The following is a 2,359-nucleotide window of genomic DNA, read 5'->3' on the forward strand; positions in this document are numbered from 1 at the left end:
AGCTGCCGCCGTCCCGGGCCGCCTCGATGGCTTCCCGTTGGTGCCGATACAGCGTCAGCGACCGCCTGCCGGGATCGTCGGCATCCCTCTTGACCCGGAAGAATCTGCCGCAGTCGGGGTGCAGCAGACCCGTGCCGACCAGTTCGTCGACCGTGCCGCCGGAGGCGAACGCAGGGTTGAGCGAGATCCACGGGTCAGGCCAGCGGACCTTCGCCGCCCGCTCCTGCTCGAGATAATCTCTGATCTTCTCGTCGCGAACCTCGACGAGGGAGTCGGTGAAGGCCGCATAGTCCTCGATCAGGCTCCGATGAGTCTCGAAGACCTCCACGTACTCCCTGCCCTCCTACCCGCCAGGTCCGAACAGTGTCCGGCCAGCACATCCAGGTCGGGCGCGGCGGGCCGGGTGCGTCTGTCGACGTACCCTACGGTGATCGGCGCCCACCGTCCGGCATGACGGACCGGCTTCTGCTTCTGGTGGATCCGCCGCCTGGCCTGGCCTGGCCTGGCCTGACCCGGCCTGACCGCGGCACACCGTGGGCTGTTCCGGTGGGTGTCTGTCCAGAGGCCCCGGGCCCGATTCGTCCTTGTGGACACGCACGGCCACACCGGGAACCTTGCCTGTCCAGAGGCTTCGACGTCCCTTTTATCCCTCTGGAAAGGCAAGAGAGGGGGGCTGGCTACTCGGCTATTCGAAGCGGGGCGGCTGGCCGGTCGCCTCGAGGACGGACATCCACAGATCGCCGGCCGGGTCGACCTGGTTGCGCTGGCTGATCGCGAGCGGGATCGGGATGTGGATGAACCGCCGCCGCCAGCGGCCGACGACCATCTCCGTGCGGCCGGACATCGCGGCATGCACGGCCGCGTGGGCGAGCCGGATCGTGTAGACGCTGTCGTACGGGTTCGCCGGCACGCTGCGGATCACATAGCTGGGGTCGATGTACTTCAGGTTGAGCTCGATACCCTCGGCGTCGAAGTACTCCTTGATCCGGCGGGAGAGCTCCGGGCCGATGTCGTGCAGCTTGCGGTTCCCGGACGCGTCGGTGCTCTCCGGCTGGCCGACGACGAGCTCCTGGCCGGCACCCTCGGCGACGACGACGACGGCGTGGCCGCGCTCGGCCACCCGGCGACGCACGTAGTTCAGCAGGCCGCCGTCGCCCTCCAGCTTGAACGGCAGCTCCGGGATGAGCACCACGTCCGCGTTACTCTTCGCCAGCGTCGCGTAGCAGGCGATGAATCCCGAGTGGCGGCCCATGAGCCGGACCACGCCGAGCCCGCCGGGCGCGGACGTCGCCTCGGCGTGCGCGACCCGGATGGACTCCGCGGCCTTGCCGAAGGCCGTCTGGAAGCCGAAGCTCTGGTCGATGTAGGGGATGTCATTGTCGATCGTTTTCGGGATGCCGACCACGGCGATCTTCTCCCCGCGCGTCTCGGCCTCCCGGGCAATCTGCCCGGCCCCGCGCAGGGTGCCATCACCACCGATGACAAACAGGATGTTGATGTTCATCCGGGAGAGGCAGTCGACGATCTCGGCGGGATCCTGCTGACCGCGGGAACTGCCGAGGATCGTCCCGCCGTCGTCGTCGATGTTGGCGACGCTCTCCGGGGTGAGATCGACGACGTCGTGGCCGTAGCGGGCGATGAAGCCCTGGTACCCGTTACGGAACCCGAAGATCCGCCGAACCCGGTAGTGCGAGGTCAGCTCCAGCACCAGACCGCGGATCACGTTGTTCAACCCGGGGCAGAGCCCACCACAGGTGACGATGCCCACCCGGGTCTTCGACGGGTCAAAGTAGATCTTCCGGCGCGGCCCGGCCGGCTCGAATCCGGGCAGGTCGTCGAGCGCGACACCACGCGAGGAGATCATCAGGGCAGTGTCGTCGTAGAGGACCTTGTCCGACTCATCGATATAGTGCTGCGTCGTCGGCCGCTCCCCCAGCAGCGGCAGGAGCGGGGAATCAATCCGGCAGACCCCCAGGGTCTTGACCGCCAGATCGGCATTATCCACCAGCATTGGTGCACCCACCGTTACCCGGCCCTCACGTCTCGATCGGCACTACATCAGTCTCGGTGACTTCGCTTCATACTTACCTGGACCAGAGGAGCACGGACGCCCCCGATCATCCCAGGTCTCTCCACACCGAGAGTACCGACCCAAACCACCCACCACGGCCCCGTCGACCGGATAACCCGCAACCTGCGGACGGAAACAATGGCTTCATAGGCGCGAAACCGGCGTAACAACCTGCCAACCCCGTCCCGACTTGTCCCAGGCGGACACCTCCGGGCGATGCGAGCAGGCCGTCCGAGCCGGATAACCCAAACTAGTACTCCAACCCGACTTTTGTGATCAGTTGAGTTG

2 protein-coding genes are annotated in these 2,359 nt (G+C 66.6%); both read right to left on the reverse strand.

Annotation, left to right across the window (positions count from 1 at the left end; all coding sequences use genetic code 11):
* The coding region (locus ACY45C_RS08830) for a hypothetical protein (protein WP_462187133.1) at window positions 1-328 on the reverse strand (328 nt) is incomplete at its 3' end.
* A 357-nt stretch (window positions 329-685) separates the two neighbouring features.
* Window positions 686-2,011: an ATP-dependent 6-phosphofructokinase gene (locus ACY45C_RS08835; RefSeq protein WP_462187134.1), complete on the reverse strand. Its 1,326-nt coding sequence runs from the start codon at window positions 2,009-2,011 to the stop codon at window positions 686-688.
* Between the last annotated feature and the right edge of the window lie 348 nt (window positions 2,012-2,359).

The organism is Frankia sp. CcWB2, from assembly GCF_977927585.1.

Excerpts from the sequence above, each read along its gene's own strand:
- ACY45C_RS08835 (WP_462187134.1), bottom strand. The coding sequence starts at position 2,011 with ATGCTGGTGGATAATGCCGATCTGGCGGTCAAGACCCTGGGGGTCTGC.